Source organism: Microbulbifer maximicatervae (SeqCode), assembly GCF_052467955.1.
In genome coordinates this window covers 609,547-629,659 of sequence record NZ_CP174329.1, presented here as the reverse complement: position 1 = coordinate 629,659, position 20,113 = coordinate 609,547, and the positions used below count along the sequence as shown (strand labels likewise).

Here is a 20,113-nt window from a genome sequence, read left to right as displayed (position 1 = left end):
CAGCTCAGGGGGCAGCCTCCTGTAGCTCTTTCAGCTGCAAATTGAGATCGCTCATCGGCGACTGATCAACCAACAGTGCTCCCTCATTTGCCCGATCCAAATCCGCCACCAGTAAAATCACTGTTGAGAAAGTCAGGGCCAAAGCTATAACTACTTGAGCAGATCCCCCGCGACTTATACCCAACTGGTATCCAATTGCCAGCATCGCCAAAATGGTCATAAAGTACAGGGAGAGCCAGAGTGGACCCGGTATACGGTATTGCAGCCCAACCACAACCCTGGCGCGGTGCAGATCTACCATCCCGTTAACCTGCTCGGCAAACTGGCGTAAATAATCGGCGTTGTAATCCTGTGCGATGTGCGCCTCGATCATACGCCAAAGAGCCTGGTGAATTTCCTCACTGCGAGCTACATCTTCCGGAGTGACGGCGATTGATGGGTCAATATCCCTAAGATTTGCATATTCAGCTATTAGGTCTCGCGCCTTATCCTGCTTATCCAATTGCAGAAAGCTCGCATTTAAATATGCGGCCTGGATGGTATTGACCTCCTGCAACAGCAATGCCTTGCGTTCATTAAATCGGTCGGCTGTCATATCAAGGAATCTCTGAATAACTCCGTGATACCTCTGGCATGCAGAGCGGTTCACAATCAAGGCGCGGCTTCGCAGGAATGTCCAGACCTTGCAAGAAGTCGCAACGCGGAGTGTGAATCGCTCTGCAAGCCCCGAAGGGCGGGCCTTGAAGGCCACAGCTGCTGCGTTGCAGCTCTTGCAAAGGACTGAGCCATTCGCGGCGAGCTGCGCCTAACATCTGCAGCCTTCAAGACCCGCAGAGGCATTACGGGGTTATTCAGAGGTTCCTTAGGTAAATGCCAAAACGAATGCGACCAGGCCCAAAGTGGCAGCTACCGCACTGCCCAGGGAAGAATCCTCCTTGATACTGGCATTCACTACCCGCCGCTGCCCCAGATAAATCCCCACAGCTAAAGCGCAAAGCACTACGGCAACTGAAATGGTATAGATCAGTGGAAGGGGCAGAGTATAGAAAAGGCTGTCAAAGCGCATTTAAGCCCCTGCAAAACGGCAAGTCCATAACGGTGCATTGACGCACCAATATTCTTACTTTGGCGCATTAAGCATAGCAGTTATAGCAGAGCTATTGGCCAGTTAGGCCTTAGGGCAGTAGCATAGGCGTATCGGTAAACTACAAGGGAAATATTCGTGAAATATCTGCTGACCCTCTTAATTACGGCGTTTATCAGCCTTCCCAGCCTCGCTCTGGAAGTTGGTGAAATGGCGCCAAATTTCACTCTACAGGGGTCTGATGGCCAAACCCACACATTGGCGGACCTCCAAGGCAAAAGCGCTGTTGTGATCGCCTGGTTTCCCAAGGCATTCACCCGTGGCTGCACCATAGAGTGTAAATCGCTCGCCCAAAACGGTCACTTGATCAAAGATTATGAAGTCACCTACTTTATGGCCAGTACAGATGATCTTGACGATAACACCCGATTTGCTGAAGAGAGCGAAGCGGACTTCCCGTTACTCAGTGACCCCACCGGTGAAACGGCTAAAGCGTACGATGTACTTATTCCCGTAATGAATATCGCCCGTCGCGTTACCATTTATATCGGTAAAGATGGACGAATTAAAAAAATTGACAAAGATATTAAACCGACAACCAGCGCAGAGGATATAGCGCGAACGCTTGGTGAATTGGGAATTAAAAAAGTTTCAACCTGAAGGGTAATCCAGATCAATTACTATAAATATCAAATAGCTCAAATTTTGGGCTATTTGTATTGCAAAATCACTTCTTAATAGAAAAAGAAATTCCAAAACAACATTGCTCTCCTTCAAAATCCGCCAGCCACTTACACACACTTAGATTAACTTCACCCAGGCTAGATTGAACGACATGCTCGAGAAGGTAATCGGGTTCCCCTGAGGAAAATACACGCTGGTCAGCTTCACGTAACGCTTTGGCATTCTCTGCCCAGGCCAATTGGACATCAGTTTTACCAACCACATCCTCTCCGGCCAATTCGCATATCCTTTGATTACCCCAAATATATTTCTCACTTTTATCTTTTACCCAAAACAAGAATGGAACGTCATCAACGACTTTCAATTCATCTCGAGTCATATAACACCTGTGGATTACTCACATTAAGCATTTAATAAAAATAATAATAGCTGAGTTAATCGACCCTATAAGTTCATAAAAAAATAAAAGGAAAACTTAGCTTTGCAACCTAATGCATGCGTACCACTATTATGCCGTGCAATTTAACTTCACAAAGGTATTATACGGCCAATAATTAATATTGAATATAGAGAGAGGTTATGAAGGAACTGACCAGACACCTAACAATACTAGCAGCATCATCGATTCTTGTTAGTGCATGTAGCGGAGGAGGAAGCAATTCATCTAGCCCAGAGCCGGCACCAGAAGAGTCATCAATTACCCTGCATGGAGTCTTTGACGAAAGCTTCTCTGAGTTTCCAGAAATAACAGTCAGCATTGGCGAAAGCCATTTTACTGCCGAGCAAACAAACAACAATGAATTCACGGTTGAAATAGAAGGCGACCATAGCGACGAGCTAGTAACCATAATTGCGCAGGGTGCGGTCTCAGATGACTGGAGTTACAGTTTTAAATCCTATGCTGGGTCATTTAGTGAACTCTCGAGCCAAGCAATAAATAATGAAGTAAGCTACCTCAACAATAACCCGGGTTTAGTGTTAAACAGCTTATCAGCGTCGATCTCCAACCTTGCAGAGATATCAAACAACAACAGTGAAATCACAACCACTGAAGGCCTAAAAAAACATATTTTCGAAGTGCCTATGGAGGATGCTATTAATTTAGCTATATTCCTAAAAGGTGCAATTAATGAAGAGTTCTCAGACAACACGAACTTTTTCTTTCTCGAAGATAGATATTCAAATACGACAGACTTCATCAGAGATTATTCATTCTCAAAAGCCTATATAGAAGACATAATTCAATCAAATCAAGAGTATGCAGATGAGCTTCTACTGAAAATCCTAGACAATAATTACTCTCACCAACAGAATTACAGGCTGAATGAATCCTTAGAAACAATCTTTTTGACTGGAAGCTCAGGCAGCGACAATTTAATACCCGGGGTCATACAACTCAAGGAAGAATTACAAAATTCCGGCACAGCTAATTTTATTGGAATTGGAGAGTTCACTCTGTCACTGGATGAGGACGGTGACATTAATGGACAAATAGCTGACGGAGTAAGCTGGGGCAGGTTCAGCCTTCATAACTGTATAGATATTCGAAACAGCAACTTTAATACAAGGCATATTTATTCGACGCCATATAGCCAGGTACTGGAGATCAACCTCAATAGCACTTGTACAAGCCAGAGCGGGGAGCAATATGAATACAGCGAAAAAAGATACTTAAACACCATAAATACAAGTTATTCCGCCTCCTGGGAATCAATTCCCAGTCACTTTTCAACTAAAACTTACCATCCAAATTTCCACCAAAACTGCAACTGCAAATACTTCTCTGGAAAGTTCAGCATGGACTCTGAGAATACTGGTAAAGAGAAATTTGGGCCGGACCTAAAAGAAGAAGAAACATTTTCAGCAGTTCTAACTAATGAATTAGTCATAAACTACGAAAGTGGCCAACAAACACGTTACATTCCCATGAGTACATTCGGAAATGCGACCAGGGTCATTGCCGTTAGCACAGGTAGCGATGGCACAACAGATATATTTTCTAGTTTTTTGGTTGAAGAAGATGACACACTACTTGAGGCTCCTCCATTAAGAGTGGAGACTCACACTTCATTTCCAACTCCCAATATTTGGGCAGTCGTTTATTCCGATAATGGAACTATTCAACAAGAATTTACCTACCCTCTCGATCCATTCAATCCATTTTCTGACTATGACTGGATGACGGATGAACGCAAAGGCTCGTGGGAGATAGCAGCAGACGGCTCAATAGTTTCGAACCACTACTATGATCCAAATCTGGAAACGGAGGAGAATTCCACTGCTGCTTACCTGCCATCCTGCGAGGGACAATCTGAAGACTGCATACTATGGAAAAAAAGGCGATTACGACTTATCAATACCGATGAGGATATCTACTATCTTGAATCTTACCTTGAAATCTTCTCTTCAAGACTAGAAGAAGGCCAGACAGATTATAAAAACGGCTTCATTGGCCGCTTTAAAAAAGTAGATATCTAAAACCAGCTGCAATCTATTTTAATTGAAAAATGTGCTTGGAGAAAAATTTTCCCCAAGCACAAACTCTCTTTATTCCCCACCGATCTCCAATTCTTTTAGCTTCCGTGTCAAGGTATTTCTACCCCATCCCAATAGATCAGCTGCATCGCGTTTACGCCCAGCAGTATGCTTAAGCGCAATTTCTATTAACGCTTTTTCAAATGCGGGAACAGCCTCATTTAAAATTTCGCGCTGCCCAGAGGATAGGGCCTGGTCAGCCCACAAGCGCAGTGCTTTTTGCCAGTCTGCCGGTGTTTCTGTCGTCGCGCCCTGCTGATGCAACTCCTGTGGCAAATCTTCAATATGCACCTCGCGCCCAGAGGCCATCACGGTAATCCAGCGGCAGGTATTTTCCAGTTGTCGTACATTACCAGGCCAATCCAGCCCAGAGAGGTACTCCTCAGTTTCCTTGGTTAGGATCTTTGACTCCACCCCCAGATCTTTTGCCGCAGCATTAAAGAAATGCCTCACCAATCGCGGAATATCCTCACGGCGATCCGCGAGTCTTGGAATATGGATGCGAATAACATTCAGGCGGTGAAACAGGTCCTCGCGAAATTTATGCTGACATACCAACTCTTCCAGATCCTGGTGAGTCGCCGCAATAATACGCACATCCACTTTGACCGGGGTGTGGCCACCGACACGGTAAAATTCACCATCAGCCAACACGCGCAATAACCGGGTTTGCGTATCTGCGGGCATATCACCAATTTCATCTAGAAACAGGGTGCCACCATTGGCCTGTTCAAAACGTCCGGCACGCTGGGAGCTGGCACCGGTAAAGGCCCCTTTTTCATGGCCAAATAATTCAGACTCCATCAGGTCCTTGGGTATAGCCGCCATATTCAATGCAATAAATGGCTTATCCCTGCGCGGACTGTGATTGTGCAGAGCCTGCGCCACTAACTCCTTACCGGTGCCGGATTCACCGTTGATTAAAACGGTGATATTGGAGTGAGACAAACGGCCAATCGCACGGAAGACCTCCTGCATCGCCGGCGCTTCTCCAATAATTTCTTTATTACCCTGACCATTTTCCGGCTCAACCCGTTCTTCAGCACTCTGTTCACTGGCGTGCATCAATGCGCGCCGGGTTACCGCTACGGCCTCATCAATATCAAATGGCTTAGGCAGGTATTCAAAGGCTCCCCCTTGGTAAGCAGCTACCGCGCTATCCAGGTCCGAGTGCGCAGTCATAATAATTATCGGCAGACTCGGTCGTTCAGCCTGGAAACGCTGCAACAATTTAAAGCCATCGGAGCCCGGCATGCGGATATCACTGATTACTACATCCGGTGAATCGCTATAGAAATCATCCAGGGCGCGGTCGCCACTCTCGTAACACTGGGTATCAATTCCCTCACGCGATAGCGCTCTCTCCAGCACCCAGCGGATTGATCTGTCGTCGTCAATAATCCAAACGCGATTACTCATTCTCTAGGTTCCTGTATTAGCTAATTCGGTAGTCAGGGGCAGATAAATTTGGAAAATGCTACGGCCGGGTTGGCTGTCACACTTAATCAACCCCTTGTGCTGATTGATAATGTTCTGGGAAATCGAAAGTCCAAGACCTGAACCCTCGGCGCGGCCGGAGATCATCGGGAAGAATATCCGCTCGCGAATTTCCTCCGGTATGCCCGGGCCGTTATCTTCAATTTCTATACGGCAGACCAATGGGCAGTTGCGGCGGCCAATGGTGAATTGGCGCTGGATACGCGTACGCAATACCATCTCCCCACTACTGAGGCCAATACTTTCATCGATGGCTTGCATGGCGTTGCGGGCAATATTAAGCAGCGCCTGAATCAATTGTTCGCTATCGGCGGGAACATCGGGAATAGACGGATCGTAGTCCCTGCGAATTTGAAGCTCACCGATACACTCTGCATCCAGTAATTGGGCAACCCGCTCCAGAACCTCGTGCACATTAACCGGCTCCAGTACTACCGGCTGGCGTGGTCCCAATAAACGGTCAACCAGATTGCGCAGGCGATCCACTTCCTCGATGATAATCTGTGTATATTCGTCTAACTCCCGGTCCGGCAACTCGCGCTGCAATAGTTGTGCCGCCCCGCGGATACCACCGAGGGGGTTCTTGACCTCATGGGCCATACCGCGAACCAGGTTTCGTGTCGTTTCCTGGGCACTGAGCAGCGCATCTTCCCTGGCAATTCGCAACAGGCGATCCATCGGCTGCACTTCCACAAGTAGCACAGAAAACTCGGGGACCGGGCTGACTGAGTAATCCACGGTCCGGGTTTCAAGATTGTTCAACCTCCAACTGGCCCGGCGCACTGTATACTTCTCATTTTTGCGCAATGCTTCCCGCATAGCCTCATAGGCAGTGGGAGATTCTCGCACCACCTCCTCCAACTTCGAGCCTTTAACCCGGGTACTGGAGGCGGCAAACAAGTCCTCAGCAGCATTGTTCAAATAGCAAAGCGATAAGTTTTCATCCAGCACCAACACTGCGGAAGTCAGGCTATCGAGTAATTGGCGCAACTGGCGATCATTCAGCATTCACAAAATTTCCGATTCATTCCGAGGCTCTGACCAAACTCCCTTTGGTCACCCCCAGCAAACTAGCGCTGTATCTAGTCAGTGCAAAAAGCAAACCAAAATGGCGCATAAGCTGGCATTTGTAGGCGGAAGCAGCTTCAACCGGACACAATCAGTGCGCGATTAGCAACAACGGCATTGCGAGTATTCAGTCTCAGAAATAGGATGCCGCCGACCACAGAGAGAATGCACCATTAAGGTGCATAGGTCAAAAAACAGGCAGGCGGACTTTAGAGCGAAGTAAGGGGTAGCGGGAGCTTTGCACTCCCTCAAACATTCACCCCCGAGCTATCGGGCGCTTGACATGAATTGTGATCGTTTGCGACTGGGCCAATACTTGCCCTTTGGGCCCTAGCAGAACCGCCTTGAGCGTATGGGTACCGCGGACCAGGGCGGAGATATCCAGGGAGTTACCAGCCGAACTTCCCTGCCAGCGCTGCCCATCAATAACCGCATAAAAGCTAGCGCCCTCTGGATAATTGGGGGCCACATCCACCTGAAGCGCTATCAGTGTCTGCCCTGGCGGAATAGTCGCCTCATTAATTGGACTCACAATTCGAATCGATACCGGCCCCAACTCTCCATCATCACTTTTGGGCGACAGCTTTCTTGTGGGCAGCTGGCGGGGCAGCGCAATTGGCTGAATATTGATTGGGGCTAAATCCACTTTCTCTGAGTTGCCATTTGCCGGTGGTGTATCGCTAAAACTGACCTGGCCATCGGGCCCAACCACTTTGTAGATCGCGCCAGCCTCTTCATTCTCTTGAGAAGCCGCAACTGCCACCAGAGGCATTGCGAGTAACAGGGCCTTTAATTGCCAAAACCTTGCCATAGTGTTTTCGACCGCAGGGCGGACGCTCCTTTCTTCCCAGATCGGGCCAATGGGATATTCCTGAGCCTCCGCATAGCGGCACTCAATTCACTTCCACTGACAGTGTACTCGCAATAAAAAAGCCCGCACCAGGGTGGCGCGGGCTTTTCGAGAACAGCTCGACGGCATCATCGTGATGCCGGTCGCCATTACACGGAGTAGTACATATCGAACTCAACCGGGTGAGTGGTCATGTTCAGGCGCTCTACTTCTTCACGCTTCAGCTCGATGTAGGCATCGATAGCATCGTTAGTGAATACACCACCGGCTGTCAGGAACTCGCGATCCTGATCCAGAGCATCCAGGGCGCCTTCCAGGCTGGAAGCGACAGTCGGGTACTCAGCCAACTCTTCCGGCGGCAGATCGTACAGGTCCTTGTCCGCAGCATCGCCAGGGTGGATCTTGTTCTTGATACCGTCGAGACCCGCCATCAGCAGTGCGGCGAAAGACAGGTATGGGTTGGCGGTCGGGTCCGGGAAGCGAGTCTCGATGCGCTTGCCTTTCGGGGAGGGCACGAAAGGAATACGGATAGACGCAGAGCGGTTACGCGCAGAGTAAGCCAGGATTACCGGCGCTTCGAAGCCAGGTACCAGACGCTTGTAAGAGTTGGTGGAAGCGTTGCACAGCGCGTTCAGGGCGCGAGCATGCTTAACGATACCGCCGATGTAGTACAGAGCAGCTTCGGACAGACCAGCGTAGGCGTCACCGGCAAACTGGTTTACGCCATCCTTGCTAAAGGACTGGTGAACGTGCATACCGGAACCGTTATCGCCAACCAGCGGCTTGGGCATAAAGGTCGCGGTCTTGCCGTAGGCGTGGGCAACGTTGTGTACAGCGTACTTGAGGATCTGTACTTCGTCCGCTTTCTTAGTCAGGGTGTTGGCGGCAACGCCGATCTCACACTGGCCAGCAGTACCCACTTCGTGGTGATGCACTTCTACGCGCAGGCCCATCTGTTCCATCGCAGAACACATTGCGGCGCGAACGTCGTGCAGGGAATCCACCGGAGGAACCGGGAAGTAACCGCCTTTAACGCCGGGACGGTGACCAATATTGCCTTCTGCAAAGTTGTGACCTGAGGACCAGGCTGCTTCTTCGGAGTTGATCTTGTAGAAGGCGCCGCCCATTTCGGCACCCCAGGTGATGTCGTCGAATACGAAGAACTCGGGCTCGGGACCGAACAGAGCGGTGTCACCCAGGCCAGTGGACTTCAGGTATTCCTCAGCGCGCAATGCGATGGAGCGAGGATCGCGCTCGTAACCCTGACCAGTAATTGGGTCGACGATGTTACAGCGAATGATAACGGTGCTCTCATCGGTGAAGGGGTCGAGGAAAGCGGTCTCGTCGTCCGGCATCAGGATCATGTCGGATTCGTTGATGCCCTTCCAACCGGCGATGGAAGAACCATCGAACATTTTGCCTTCTTCAAAGAACTCACCGTCAACTTCCGACGCAGGGATGGAAACGTGTTGTTCTTTACCCTTGGTATCGGTAAAGCGCAGGTCTATCCATTTCGCTTCACTTTCATTAATCAAACCGAGCGTTTTCGCTGACATTGCAGTCCTCCAGGTCTTGAAAAGTAATTGGTCGCTATGCCTTGCTGTCGCTGCCGGCATTCACTCTCTACCTGGCGTGAAATAAAGCAAGGAGTGTGCCAAATTAGGGCAATCGCCTCATAGTCCCGGTTGGCGCCGGTGCGAGCCCCAGCAAAGTGCTGACGCAGCCAGGATAGATGTATTGTGGCCGAGCAGCCACATAAATACGCACCAAAATAGAACATACTTGCTCTCGCTTCGCCCGCAAACAGTGCACAACCAACTTGGCTCCGGCTAGTTTATAATGCCGCACCTTCTATCAACATGCGGTACCCCACGGATTCCCATGCACTTTGTCGTCAAGTTTTTTCCAGAGATCACCATCAAGAGCAACCCTGTGCGCAAGCGCATGTCGCGCCAGCTCAAGGACAACCTGCAGCGCCTGCTGCGCCAGCTGGACGACCGTATCCAGGTGCGAAAGGATTGGGAAAAGATCGATGTGATCGCGCCCGATGCTGTGTCCCACCTGGGTGGACGTATCGAAGAGGTGCTCTCTCACACCCCCGGCATCGCCAACTTCTCCCGCGTGCGCCAGTTCCCCCTGGGCGACCTGCATGACATGTACGAGAAAACCCTGTCGGTATGGGGAGACGCCCTGAAGGACAAGACTTTCTGCGTCAGGGTTAAGCGCACCGGCAAACACGACTTCCAATCCCTGGATGTGGAGCAGTACGTGGGCGGCGGCCTCAACAAGAACACCGAGGCATCCGGAGTCAAACTGAAAAACCCCGACATCACCGTTAAGCTGGAGATCCGCCACGATAAGCTCAACGTGATCGAAGAGCAGCATCCCGGCCTGGGCGGCTTCCCCCTGGGCACGCAAGACCCGGTTTTGTCGCTGGTATCCGGTGGCTTCGATTCTACCGTGGCCAGTTACATGACCATGAAGCGCGGTATCCGCACCCACTTCCTGTTCTTCAACCTGGGCGGACGCCAGCACGAGTTGGGCGTGAAAGAAGTCGCCTACTACCTGTGGAACAAATACGGTGCTTCCCATCGGGTGCGCTTTATCACTGTGCCGTTTGACGAAGTCGTGGCAGAGATTCTCGAGCGGGTCGACGACTCCCATATGGGCGTCATTTTGAAGCGCATGATGCTGCGCGCCGCCGATGTGATCGCCAAGGAACTGGAGGTGGACGCCGTAGTCACCGGTGAAGCCATCGCCCAGGTTTCCAGCCAGACCCTGAAAAATCTGTCGGTGATCGACAGTGTTACCAATACCCTGGTATTGCGCCCACTGATCACCACCGACAAGACCGATATTATCCGCACCTCCCGGGCCATCGGCACTGAAGAGTTCGCCGCCAATATGCCGGAATACTGCGGCGTTATCTCGGTAAAACCCACCACCCGCGCCAAGATTGAAAAAGTGGAGTCCGAGGAAAACCGCTTCGATTTCACCGTCCTCGATCGCGCTATCAGCAATCGGGTGATGCAAAATATTGATCAGGTGATCGAAGAAGTCGATGGCGAAGCACCGGATGTGGAGATCCGCGAAGAGCCGGGCAGCGCTGTGGTTATCGATATCCGCCACCCGGATGAGGAGGAGCTGGATCCACTGGAGCTTGGCTGTGAGGTGCAGACTATTCCTTTCTACCGTCTCAACAACAGCTTTGCCCACCTGGACCAAGAGCGTGAGTACCTCCTGTATTGCTCCAAAGGCGTTATGAGCCGCCTGCACGCCTCACACCTGTTGGACGAAGGTTTTCGCAATGTGGGCGTGCTGCGCCCGCTGATTCCCCACAGACCGGAAACCATTAAGAAGTAACTTCTGCTCAAGGCGCGGGCAATTACCGCCCGCGCGGGTTTTAAAGCGATCAGCGCCCCGGGGCGGTGATTTTTTACTCAAAATCACTCCCAATTGTCATGCGGCCCCCCTATAATCGCCGCCTTTGGCCGGAATGCTGCTGTAGAAACCCCGCAGGCCCCCGCCCCGACTTACCAAGATTTAACGCCCAGAGGCCCCCAGTGATAGAGAATCTGCGCAATATTGCGATTATCGCCCACGTAGACCATGGCAAAACCACCCTTGTGGACAAGCTGTTGTCCCAGTCCGGCACTCTCGACCGCCGCGACGAAGGCGCCGAGCGCGTCATGGACTCCAACGATCAAGAGCGTGAGCGTGGCATCACCATCCTGGCGAAAAACACCGCTATCCGCTGGAATGACTACCGCATCAATATTGTCGACACCCCAGGGCACGCCGACTTCGGCGGCGAGGTAGAGCGCGTACTGTCCATGGTGGATTCAGTTCTGCTGCTCGTAGACGCAGTAGATGGCCCCATGCCGCAGACTCGCTTCGTAACCCAGAAGGCGTTTGAGCAGGGCCTCAACCCGATCGTGGTGATTAACAAGATCGACCGCCCCGGCGCTCGCCCCGACTGGGTGATGGACCAGGTATTCGACCTGTTCGACAGCCTCGGCGCCACCGACGAGCAGTTGGACTTCCCGGTTGTCTACGCCTCCGCCCTGAACGGCATCGCCGGTCTCGACGACACCGACCTGGCCGACGATATGACGCCGCTGTTCCAGATGATTGTGGACAAGGTTGAGCCCCCGAAGGTTGACCCCACCGGCGCCTTCCAGATGCAGGTTTCCGCTCTGGACTACTCCAGCTACGTAGGCGTAATCGGCGTTGGCCGTATCACTCGCGGTACCCTGAAGCCGAACCAGCAAGTGGTAGTTCTCGATCGCGAGGGCAACTCGCGCAAAGCCAAGGTCCTGCAGGTTATGGGTTACCTCGGCCTGGAGCGTGTAGAAGTGGAGCAAGCCAGTGCTGGCGATATCGTGTGTATCACCGGTGTGGGTGAGCTAAATATCTCCGATACCCTGTGCGATCTGGATACTCCAGAAGCCCTGCCCGCCCTGAGCGTGGACGAGCCCACCGTAAGCATGACCTTCCAGGTCAACGACTCCCCCTTTGCTGGCCAGGACGGCAAGTTCGTTACCTCGCGCAACATCAAAGAGCGTCTTGACCAGGAGCTGATTCACAACGTGGCCCTGCGTGTAGAGCAAGGCGACTCTCCTGATAAGTTCAAGGTTTCCGGCCGAGGCGAATTGCACTTGTCTGTCCTGATCGAATCCATGCGCCGAGAAGGTTTCGAGCTGGGCGTTTCCCGCCCCGAAGTGGTGCAGAGAGAGGTCGACGGAGAGATCCACGAGCCTTATGAAGAAGTGGTTATCGATGTTGAGGAACCTCATCAGGGGCCCATTATGGAAGAGCTGGGCCTGCGCAAGGCCGATCTCACCAATATGGAGCCCGATGGCAAAGGTCGCGTGCGCCTAACCTTTATCGTGCCCTCGCGCGGCATGATCGGCTTCCGCTCCCAATTCCTTACCATCACCAGTGGTTCTGGCATTATGACCAGTATCTTCGACCACTACGGTCCGGTGAAGCAGGGTGAGGTGGCCAAGCGCATCAACGGTGTACTGGTTTCCATGGTCAAGGGCAAAACCCTCGCCTATGGTCTGTTCGCACTACAAGATCGTGGTCGCCTGTTCCTGGGCCACGGCGAAGAGGTCTACGAAGGCCAAATCGTCGGTATTCACTCCCGTGGCAACGACCTGGTGGTGAACCCTACCAAGGCCAAACAGCTCACCAACGTGCGCGCGTCAGGTACTGACGATGCACTCACTCTGTCACCACCCATTCGTCACACCCTTGAGCAGGCTCTGGAATTTATCGAAGACGATGAGTTGGTAGAAGTGACTCCTAACTTTATCCGCCTGCGCAAGAAAATCTTGCAGGAAAATATGCGCAAGCGCGCGAAGAAATAATTAGTATTTTCTTCAACTTTAAAAAGGGCCCTTTGGGCCCTTTTTTATTTTTGCCATATCATGACAGAGACTCATCGTTATGACCCACTAAAAAAAACCGGTATCAATCTGTAGTTTACCATCAGAAAACTTACCCAGTTGGCAAATATACAGTGATGCAACTCACCGAACCTCTGACAGTGCCCACAACTGGAAATTTGCCCCTACCACCAGAAACAAACTTATCCTTTTATTCGACAGTTAAATAAAACAAAATTCAACAATAAAGAAAAAGTCGAACTTTAATTTCCAAATTTCACTGTCGCCAGTTCAGTGAATCCACTTTACCCTAGAACAGTTCAATCGCTCATTTCCGCTAAGATTCCCCTTAAATTAATTTAATAAACCCCACCTGCATCACGTTTTAAAGCGTCAACAGGGAAATTATCTCCAGAAAAAATTGTTGTGTGCGCTGTCTCTCTATTTTTCAAACGGAACTTTTATAGGCTCCTTTATTCCAACTTTCCAGTTACAACAATTAATTTTTTATAAATAAATAAGACCTATGGGAGGTCAATCGAATGTTTTCTCTCCTGCCACCTAAGGACCGAACAAGGGTTTCAAAAAAAAACTGTAGTGAGCACAGGCTTGCGCCTAGATTTAAATTCAAAACACTTGCGGCTCTTATTGGTGCAATCGCAATAAGCGGTAATGTTAACGCGCAAGAAACTGAAAAACGTGTATCTGCCTATTGGGCCGACTGGGAATACTGGGCCGACTCATCCTTCACCCATGACAACGTGGATTTCTCCAAGCTCACTCACGTTCAGTACGCCTTTGCCTGGAATGACGAAGACGGCAACATCTACTTTACAGACCCCTACGTTTTCTACGGCCTGGGCGCCCAATCATTTTCCGGCGGCGCCGGTGATGGTCCCGTAAAATGCTCGCCGCAATTCTGGCACCCCTACAGCCAATACGATTCCAGTATTCAGCCCGCGGTCTGCCAGGGCTGGAATGACCACGAATCAGGTTTTGTAAAATCGGTACATGACGACGGTGCCAAGGCGATCCTGTCTATGGGCGGCTGGACCCTCTCCCACAAAGTCTCTGAGATGATGGAGAGCGACACCGCACGTGCAGCCTTTATCGAAAATGCAGTGACACTGCTTACTGACTGGGATTTCGATGGTCTCGATCTCGATTTCGAATACCCCGGCTATGCACCGAACGGCGGACGCTCGATCGACAAAGAAAACTTCACCACCCTGCTGCAAGAGCTGCGCGCGCGCTTTGATGAGGTTGAAGCGGAGACCGGCAAAAATCTGGAACTGACCGCTGCCGTGGCCTGTGGCCCCTCGATTGCAGAAGAGGGTTATGATTTTGCTGCTGTGGGCGAAGTCCTCGACTATGTCAACCTGATGACTTATGACTTTGGTGGCGACTGGGATACCGTAGCCCAGCATACCTCGCCGCTGTACCCCTATGAAGGCCAGGTCAACGAAGGCTTCGACGCAGACAGCTGCCGCAATATGTGGATGACTGAGGGCAATATTCCTGCTGAGAAGATCACCCTGGGTATGTCCCACTACGGCCGCAGCGTAGCTAGCGCCACCGCAATCGGTGAAGCCGCCTCCGGACAAGACGTCGCTCACTGGGGCTCTGACACCGAGACGCGCTACTACCAGATCGTTGAGAAAATGCAGAGCGACTCTTCATTCCAGACCGCTTACGATCCCGAGGCCGTCACCCACTATGGTTGGTTTGAGGATGGCGGTTTTATCTCTTTCGAAGATACGACTTCTATCGCCGCACGCGCCCAATATGTGCTCGACCAGGGCCTTGGTGGCGTGATGATCTGGCAGCTACGCGGTGGAATGCTATTGGAGAACAATGAATACCAGTATCCACTACTCGATGCCGCACTCGAAGTTTTCGGACAGGGTGGCTCCAGTGATAGCGATACCGGAGACACTGGCGATACCGGAGACACCGGAGACACCGGAGACACTGGAGACACCGGAGACACTGGAGACACTGGAGACACTGGAGACACCGGAGACACTGGAGACACCGGAAGTGGCGGTGGCAATAATAATGGCGGAAGCAGCGCCTGCGTCGCGTTTGAGCAGCCCTATGCCGGCGACCCAGGTTATTCAGTCGGTGACGTTGTTGTCTTTGAAGGAGTCGCCTACGAGTCCACCCACGAGCCAAACTGGTGGTCTCCAGGTTCCGCGCCATCGCTGTGGACCGAAACCACCTGTCAAACTGAGGGCGAAGGCTCCGACAATGGTTCCGACAGCGGCTCTGGCGATAGCAACGACAATGGCTCCGATAGCGGTTCTGACGACAACGCCGATAACGGTTCCGATGACAACACCGACAGCGATCAAGGTTCAGGTGAGACCGCTTCCTGCCCCGAATTCCAGCAGCCATATGCTGGTGACGAAGGCTATCAAGTTGGCGACCTAGTAACCTTCGAAGGCCAGGTTTACGTGTCTACCTTTGGACCCAACTGGTGGTCCCCGGCTAACGCTCCCCAGTACTGGGAAGCGAGTTCCTGCCAGTAACCTGGATACACTTTGGCCGCCTTCTCAGGGAAGGTGGCTCAATGTTTGTTCTAATAGAAGGGCCCTTATCGGGCCCTTTCTATTTATTATTTAGTCCGCGCTTAAAATAATTATTACGGCGCACCTTGTAAGATATGCATCACTTCACCAAAGCCATCCTTTGGCAAATTATTTCTCAACCAACGAATTCCATCATTTGTCAGATTTTGCTCATACTTAATTTGATTTTGATCTCGAAGATAAATTCTGAGCCTGGTGTAAGAGGCAATAAATCTCTGCAGCTTGTAATCAATTAAACTAATTTTTTATCATCCATTCTTAAAATGTATTTTGGAACCCAGCGGCTAGGTGCCGGACCAGTGCCAGTAGCTGTTTCAACCGCCTGAATTTGACTCCAATTATACTCTTTAGGAAAAAGGGAAAATAATGAGTTAAATTTCACTCCATTGGAGCTGGCAACAAAATAACTATTTATCCCCAAGACTATCAAAGATAAAAAAACGATAGGATTCTAAAATTTTTACGAATTGATTGCCTCAACCTATAGTCCCCAATATCTTAGACTTAACTCTTTATCAAGTTCTATTTTGGCTTAGGGATTAAGTGTGTAAGCAGCTTAAAGAAGGTCGCAAACAATATTATAGAAACAAACATTACTGACCGCATTGATAAAATATATCCCTCAGTAGTAAGGCCTGCCAAGATAGCGTTCTCAGATAAAGACTGTTCTCGCTGAGATACTAAAAATTTAAAATAAGAAGTAACTATAAGAGCCACTAATGAAAGTGGTAAGCAGAATGACAATCCAGTCCTACTTACAGTGAATAATAACGCGCTGGCTATTCATAGGCGGCATGGGAAACTGTAAAAAAAGAGGATTTCTTTTCATTTTAGGGGGCACTCACCCCCGACACAAAGCACATCTATGCCCTATGCCTTCATAGATATTTTGTTCTTGTATGCAGACTTTGCAGTGGTCCATAGTTACTAAAATTTTTAGGCTTAAAAAATACATATAAAAATAATGCATATTTATTAAATTATTGACAACTATCTTTAGCGAATAGATGACTCATTACAACTAACGATTTCAATATTTAGCACGTTAGAACTAAATAGTTAGATGGAGCCATAGCACTTAATAATCAACGGAAGAGTTAGAAAAGACTGTATAGCACCTGAATAACTCTCAATTCATGAGATCAGAAGACGACTTGGTAAGTTATTGCTTGTTAGACTGGCATGCCGTGGTTCGATCTGCCTGCACCGCAGAACTACTGTATATACGCCACATTAGGTTATTGAAGGAACCATTAACTGCATGGAATCAATAGTGCTTAACTAAATAATTAACACAATAAGTTGTATCCCATTCAATTACCCGTGACACATCAATGATGGCCATAAAAGCGCTGCTCAACTTTCTGCCACTGCGCCAATGCAGTTTGTGAGTGCAAACAAACTGTGAGTCTCTCGAACCTTGAGGCATAAGCGCGTAAAACGGCCAACCCCTGATGTGCTGCAATCTCGTGAGGGAAGCGGTTAGTGCCAGCTCCCAATGCCGGAAACAGTATCGTTTTGCAGCCGCGCTCTATCGCCAACTCTAAAACACTTTCATAGCAGTGCCTCAACAGAACTATGGCCTGGCTCCCCCATTGATCGCCACTGCTCCACTGGGGCGTAACAGTATGCAATAAGTAATCGACCGGTAAATCATAGGCTCGAGTCACGCGAGCTTCACCAACTGGGCATGCTCTTTGATTGGCACATTGGGGGGGTAACCGAGTCCCGCACTGGGCATAAATCTGCGCTGAAAGCCCCCGCCCCCGAATAAGATGCTTGTGTGCCGGACACACCAGAGCATCTCCACGCATCGTCAAGATATCGCCAGAAGTCAGTTGAATTTGTGTCACGATTTCTCAGTTCTAAAGTTTGAGTTACCGATACTGTAGCTTGCTACTTTGGTCGGTGACAGATTCCCCCTATACTCACCATTGCTTCACTCCGGCAGTGGCTACCAGCATAGTTGTATGATGCAGGACGGTCCCGAGCAAGCGGAAGGTTGCAGTCGGTATAGCAACGGGAATGACTATGAGCTCAGGGTATAACAATCAAAACCCCGCGATATCCACCTCTATTGATGAAGTGCAGCGCATAGATCTGCGCAGACGGATATTGGCCTCCTCTTATATGCTGATATTCGCTATGGCTATCACCGGAGCCATGGCGATCATCGCCCTTACTGCAACTAATATCCTGCAGGCATCGACACTTTTTATCGTCGCGGTGGTTATTTTATTTGCGTATATCACTGTCAATATCATCGGTCCTACCGAGAAAACGCCATTATTGGTGGGAATTCTTTTATTGGCGCTGTATTTCTACTTACTAATGACTGGTGGTGTAAACAATACCGGATTGATGTGGGCAGTTATGCTGGTCCCCGGATTTATCAACCTTTACGGCTATAAAACCGGCACCACTGCACTGCTCGGCATAGGTCTCGCTACGGCAGCAATCCTGTTTTATCCGGATTTCCCAGGGCTCACGGCCAAATATGATACGGCCTATCGTGCGCGTTTTATTGCAGTATTTGGTGCACTCACGGCTCTAACTGCATTACTTGACAGTAGCCGTCACCAAACCCAACAGCTCCTCCAGCGATTAACAGGTGAATTGGAGACTTATGCTGCCACGGACACATTGACCGGATTAGCGAATCGCAGAGAAGCATTTCGCGCCATTCATGAATTAGAGCGCCGGAATGCTGAGCTGAAAGATCAATATGTCATCCTTATTGGTGACTTAGATAACTTCAAGACGATCAACGATACCTACGGGCACTCCTTTGGCGACCGCGTATTACAAGATGTTGCCAAGATATTGAAAAGTAACACCCGGTCTGAGGATATTGTGGCACGCTGGGGCGGCGAAGAATTTTTATTGCTATTGCCGAATACTGACTTGAAAGGCGGCAGTGTCCTTGCAGAAAAACTTCGTCGCAGAGTATCCACCCTCAGTCGCCGCTATACACGCCCGGTAAAAATCTCAATCAGTCTCGGAGTCGTCGAAGGCAGCACCAATGGCAAGCCACTCAATCAGCTATTGGCCGAAGCAGATAAACGTATGTATCGAGCCAAGAATGGCGGGCGCAACAAAGTGGTAGCCGCATAAATATTAAGTCACCAAGTGACGCAGTAGATAGCCAACGGCGAGTGCCAGGGCCGCTGCGCTACTGCCAAAAAACAGAGTTTTTAAGCCCGCCACCAGCAGGTGGTGGGAAAACACCAATCCTTTGCACAAGCCAATAGCAAAAAAAGCGCAGACCGAAAGAACGACGCTCGCATAAAATTGTTCGGCGGGATTAAGGCTGTGGAAAAGGTAGGGCAACAGGGGGATAGCACCTACACACAAAAAAGCGGCGAAGGTTATCAGTGCCGCCCCCAGAGGCTTATGCTCTAAGCGGCTTATACCGTACTCTTCCGCCAGCATTGTCTCTATCCACAGCTTTTGATTCGCGGTGATAGTGTCAACAATATTGTCGAGAACTTCACCTCGAAATCCCTTTCGATAGAAAATCTGCCTGATCTCTTCCCGCTCTCCCTCGGGAATTAAAGCAATATGCTGACGCTCTGTACGCATAGCCGCGGCTCGTTGCTCACGCTCCACACTGGCAGCTTCATAATTGCTTACCGCCATGCTGAAACCATCAGCGATAAGATTGGCAAAGCCCATCACAAGCACAACCGCTTCGGAGAAGCCTGCACCAAAAGCGCCTGCAACAATGGCAAAGGTAGTTACGCAGCCATCTATCGCTCCCAAAACAAAATCAGAGAGCCACTGTGACTGTGGACGACTTCGCAAGCGCGCCTCAATACGCTCCGGTCGATGCTCCTCAATTAGCGCTTCCCGGCTTTCCTGTTGGTGTTTTGGGTTTTGCCGGTCCATAACCCGACGAACTACTGTAAAAACCGCTGCATAACATAAGCATCTTGTAACCTTCCCAAAGGATCGGTAAATGCTCTATCTAGCGTTTTGATAATAGTGAAGCCCAGCTCGGTATAAAGGGTTATTGCGGGCTCATTGTCGCTGGGAACGTAGTTGAACTGCATTTCCAAATAGCCGGCGTCCTGGGCCCTGGCGATTGCATGCTGGACCAGTGCACGATCTACACCGCGATCGCGCACATCCGTGTGCACGAGAAAGTTGGCTGTCGCGACATGGCTATGAATACCAGGGAAATTAACCCCTAATTTATACACCCCCAGCAGGTGAGGTAACTCTTCGGCAACATAAGTCTGTAAGTCGTCATTAAGCCATTGAGCAGAAAACACTTCTCGACTGATCTTATGCGAGAAAGGCAGATCCCCTCTGTTTCGCACAACACTAAAGAGGCTCCACATGCCTTCGAGGTCATACTCTGTAGCCTGCCGAATATCCATAGAAATCCATATCTCAGACAGCTTGCCGCACT

16 protein-coding genes are annotated in these 20,113 nt (G+C 50.1%); 6 read left to right on the top strand and 10 right to left on the bottom strand.

What is annotated here, in order from left to right; genetic code table 11:
- Positions 1–4: 4 nt before the first annotated feature.
- A complete protein-coding gene (locus ACJJI5_RS02705) occupies positions 5–595 on the bottom strand; it encodes a bestrophin-like domain (protein WP_445355454.1) in 591 nt (196 codons plus the stop codon).
- 267 nt (positions 596–862) lie between these two features.
- A complete protein-coding gene (locus ACJJI5_RS02700; protein WP_444918516.1) occupies positions 863–1,066 on the bottom strand; it encodes a hypothetical protein in 204 nt (67 codons plus the stop codon).
- A 156-nt stretch (positions 1,067–1,222) separates the two neighbouring features.
- On the opposite strand from ACJJI5_RS02700, the gene ACJJI5_RS02695 reads away from it, so the two are divergent.
- Entirely contained in the window at positions 1,223–1,744 is a 522-nt protein-coding gene (locus tag ACJJI5_RS02695) for a peroxiredoxin family protein (RefSeq protein ID WP_445355453.1), read from the top strand.
- Between the two features lie 67 nt (positions 1,745–1,811).
- Here ACJJI5_RS02695 and ACJJI5_RS02690 read toward each other — a convergent pair whose 3' ends face one another.
- Positions 1,812–2,147, bottom strand: a complete 336-nt coding sequence (locus ACJJI5_RS02690) for a PAS domain-containing protein (RefSeq protein WP_444906941.1) — start codon at positions 2,145–2,147, stop codon at positions 1,812–1,814.
- A 200-nt stretch (positions 2,148–2,347) separates the two neighbouring features.
- On the opposite strand from ACJJI5_RS02690, the gene ACJJI5_RS02685 reads away from it, so the two are divergent.
- Positions 2,348–4,246 carry a hypothetical protein gene (locus ACJJI5_RS02685; RefSeq protein ID WP_445355452.1) on the top strand — a complete coding sequence of 633 codons (1,899 nt, stop codon included), beginning with the start codon at positions 2,348–2,350 and terminating at the stop codon, positions 4,244–4,246.
- Between the two features lie 69 nt (positions 4,247–4,315).
- On the opposite strand, the gene ntrC is transcribed toward ACJJI5_RS02685, so the two are convergent.
- From ntrC to glnA, 4 genes are all read right to left on the bottom strand, one after another.
- The gene (gene ntrC, locus ACJJI5_RS02680) at positions 4,316–5,722 is read right to left on the bottom strand and encodes a nitrogen regulation protein NR(I) (protein ID WP_444906939.1); all 1,407 of its coding nucleotides are present in this window, start codon (positions 5,720–5,722) and stop codon (positions 4,316–4,318) included.
- A 3-nt stretch (positions 5,723–5,725) separates the two neighbouring features.
- Positions 5,726–6,808, bottom strand: coding sequence for a nitrogen regulation protein NR(II) (gene glnL, locus ACJJI5_RS02675; RefSeq protein ID WP_444906938.1), 1,083 nt, complete (start codon positions 6,806–6,808; stop codon positions 5,726–5,728).
- Positions 6,809–7,124: 316 nt separating this feature from the next.
- Positions 7,125–7,679 carry a DUF4124 domain-containing protein gene (locus ACJJI5_RS02670; RefSeq protein ID WP_444895769.1) on the bottom strand — a complete coding sequence of 185 codons (555 nt, stop codon included), beginning with the start codon at positions 7,677–7,679 and terminating at the stop codon, positions 7,125–7,127.
- 188 nt (positions 7,680–7,867) lie between these two features.
- Positions 7,868–9,274 carry a glutamate--ammonia ligase gene (glnA, locus tag ACJJI5_RS02665; RefSeq protein WP_108734896.1) on the bottom strand — a complete coding sequence of 469 codons (1,407 nt, stop codon included), beginning with the start codon at positions 9,272–9,274 and terminating at the stop codon, positions 7,868–7,870.
- Positions 9,275–9,599: 325 nt separating this feature from the next.
- Between glnA and thiI the strand changes: the two genes are divergently transcribed.
- The 3 genes from thiI to ACJJI5_RS02650 all read left to right on the top strand — a co-directional run bounded on the left by thiI (position 9,600) and on the right by ACJJI5_RS02650 (position 15,639).
- The gene (gene thiI / locus ACJJI5_RS02660; RefSeq protein ID WP_413663717.1) at positions 9,600–11,081 is read left to right on the top strand and encodes a tRNA uracil 4-sulfurtransferase ThiI; all 1,482 of its coding nucleotides are present in this window, start codon (positions 9,600–9,602) and stop codon (positions 11,079–11,081) included.
- A 200-nt stretch (positions 11,082–11,281) separates the two neighbouring features.
- Positions 11,282–13,090: a translational GTPase TypA gene (typA, locus tag ACJJI5_RS02655; protein WP_282930811.1), complete on the top strand. Its 1,809-nt coding sequence runs from the start codon at positions 11,282–11,284 to the stop codon at positions 13,088–13,090.
- A gap of 560 nt (positions 13,091–13,650) precedes the next feature.
- On the top strand, positions 13,651–15,639 hold the full coding sequence (locus ACJJI5_RS02650; RefSeq protein WP_445355451.1) for a glycosyl hydrolase family 18 protein: 1,989 nt from the start codon (positions 13,651–13,653) through the stop codon (positions 15,637–15,639).
- Positions 15,640–17,030: 1,391 nt separating this feature from the next.
- On the opposite strand, the gene ACJJI5_RS02645 is transcribed toward ACJJI5_RS02650, so the two are convergent.
- Positions 17,031–17,552: a macro domain-containing protein gene (locus ACJJI5_RS02645; protein ID WP_445355450.1), complete on the bottom strand. Its 522-nt coding sequence runs from the start codon at positions 17,550–17,552 to the stop codon at positions 17,031–17,033.
- A gap of 178 nt (positions 17,553–17,730) precedes the next feature.
- Between ACJJI5_RS02645 and ACJJI5_RS02640 the strand changes: the two genes are divergently transcribed.
- Positions 17,731–18,813 (top strand): GGDEF domain-containing protein, encoded by a 1,083-nt coding sequence (locus tag ACJJI5_RS02640; RefSeq protein WP_445355449.1) that lies wholly within the window; start codon positions 17,731–17,733, stop codon positions 18,811–18,813.
- A 3-nt stretch (positions 18,814–18,816) separates the two neighbouring features.
- Here ACJJI5_RS02640 and ACJJI5_RS02635 read toward each other — a convergent pair whose 3' ends face one another.
- Together ACJJI5_RS02635 and ACJJI5_RS02630 are read right to left on the bottom strand one after the other, a co-directional pair.
- Positions 18,817–19,587 carry a VIT1/CCC1 transporter family protein gene (locus ACJJI5_RS02635; protein WP_445355448.1) on the bottom strand — a complete coding sequence of 257 codons (771 nt, stop codon included), beginning with the start codon at positions 19,585–19,587 and terminating at the stop codon, positions 18,817–18,819.
- An 11-nt stretch (positions 19,588–19,598) separates the two neighbouring features.
- Positions 19,599–20,081, bottom strand: a complete 483-nt coding sequence (locus ACJJI5_RS02630) for a GNAT family N-acetyltransferase (protein WP_444906936.1) — start codon at positions 20,079–20,081, stop codon at positions 19,599–19,601.
- Between the last annotated feature and the right edge of the window lie 32 nt (positions 20,082–20,113).

Coding starts and splice junctions, on each gene's coding strand:
- ntrC (WP_444906939.1), bottom strand. CDS start 5,722: ATGAGTAATCGCGTTTGGATTATTGACGACGACAGATCAATCCGCTGG.
- ACJJI5_RS02670 (WP_444895769.1), bottom strand. CDS start 7,679: ATGGCAAGGTTTTGGCAATTAAAGGCCCTGTTACTCGCAATGCCTCTG.
- ACJJI5_RS02640 (WP_445355449.1), top strand. CDS start 17,731: ATGAGCTCAGGGTATAACAATCAAAACCCCGCGATATCCACCTCTATT.
- glnL (WP_444906938.1), bottom strand. CDS start 6,808: ATGCTGAATGATCGCCAGTTGCGCCAATTACTCGATAGCCTGACTTCC.
- ACJJI5_RS02690 (WP_444906941.1), bottom strand. CDS start 2,147: ATGACTCGAGATGAATTGAAAGTCGTTGATGACGTTCCATTCTTGTTT.
- glnA (WP_108734896.1), bottom strand. CDS start 9,274: ATGTCAGCGAAAACGCTCGGTTTGATTAATGAAAGTGAAGCGAAATGG.
- thiI (WP_413663717.1), top strand. CDS start 9,600: ATGCACTTTGTCGTCAAGTTTTTTCCAGAGATCACCATCAAGAGCAAC.
- ACJJI5_RS02685 (WP_445355452.1), top strand. CDS start 2,348: ATGAAGGAACTGACCAGACACCTAACAATACTAGCAGCATCATCGATT.
- ACJJI5_RS02705 (WP_445355454.1), bottom strand. CDS start 595: ATGACAGCCGACCGATTTAATGAACGCAAGGCATTGCTGTTGCAGGAG.
- ACJJI5_RS02635 (WP_445355448.1), bottom strand. CDS start 19,587: ATGGACCGGCAAAACCCAAAACACCAACAGGAAAGCCGGGAAGCGCTA.
- ACJJI5_RS02700 (WP_444918516.1), bottom strand. CDS start 1,066: ATGCGCTTTGACAGCCTTTTCTATACTCTGCCCCTTCCACTGATCTAT.
- ACJJI5_RS02630 (WP_444906936.1), bottom strand. CDS start 20,081: ATGGATATTCGGCAGGCTACAGAGTATGACCTCGAAGGCATGTGGAGC.
- ACJJI5_RS02650 (WP_445355451.1), top strand. CDS start 13,651: ATGTTTTCTCTCCTGCCACCTAAGGACCGAACAAGGGTTTCAAAAAAA.